Here is a 512-nt window from a genome sequence, read left to right as displayed (position 1 = left end):
TCACGTAGCGAACTACGCTCCCTTCTCATTCTGTTCGTTTCCTAGGACTACTCGTTTCTTACCAATTTTCTAAACTTCCAATAAGCTTCGCATGACGTCGTCAGCTGCATGTCACTCGTCAGTTACGTAGCGAAACTACGCGCCTTCCTCGTTCCATTTGCTTCCTAGTCCTGCTCGCTTCTTGAAACTTTAATTTATTTGAAATGTGGTGTGCGGGGGTATGATGTCCGCTCCTGCATTTCGGAATGGTTCTTTATAGCGATATAAAGAAGACATTCATGTATTACTCGGTTTGTTTCGTTGTTATTTCAATGTCGTTTTATTCAGTTTTCAATGTTCTATGGTGGAGCCTAGCGGGATCGAACCGCTGACCTCCTGCGTGCAAGGCAGGCGCTCTCCCAGCTGAGCTAAGGCCCCTTTATCAATTTAAAAAGGTCAAACATTCAATGGTGGGCCTAAGTGGACTCGAACCACCGACCTCACGCTTATCAGGCGTGCGCTCTAACCAGCTG

General features: G+C 46.5%; 1 tRNA gene. It reads right to left on the bottom strand.

What is annotated here, in order from left to right:
• Positions 1–341 precede the first annotated feature (341 nt).
• A tRNA-Ala gene (locus ACFQ0V_RS09045) sits at positions 342–417 on the bottom strand.
• Between the last annotated feature and the right edge of the window lie 95 nt (positions 418–512).

The organism is Savagea faecisuis (genome assembly GCF_042675605.1).
In the GTDB taxonomy this organism is placed as follows: Bacteria; Bacillota; Bacilli; order Bacillales_A; family Planococcaceae; genus Savagea; species Savagea faecisuis.
Note: the sequence above shows the minus strand (reverse complement) of the source record. Positions and strands in the feature narration are given on the sequence as shown.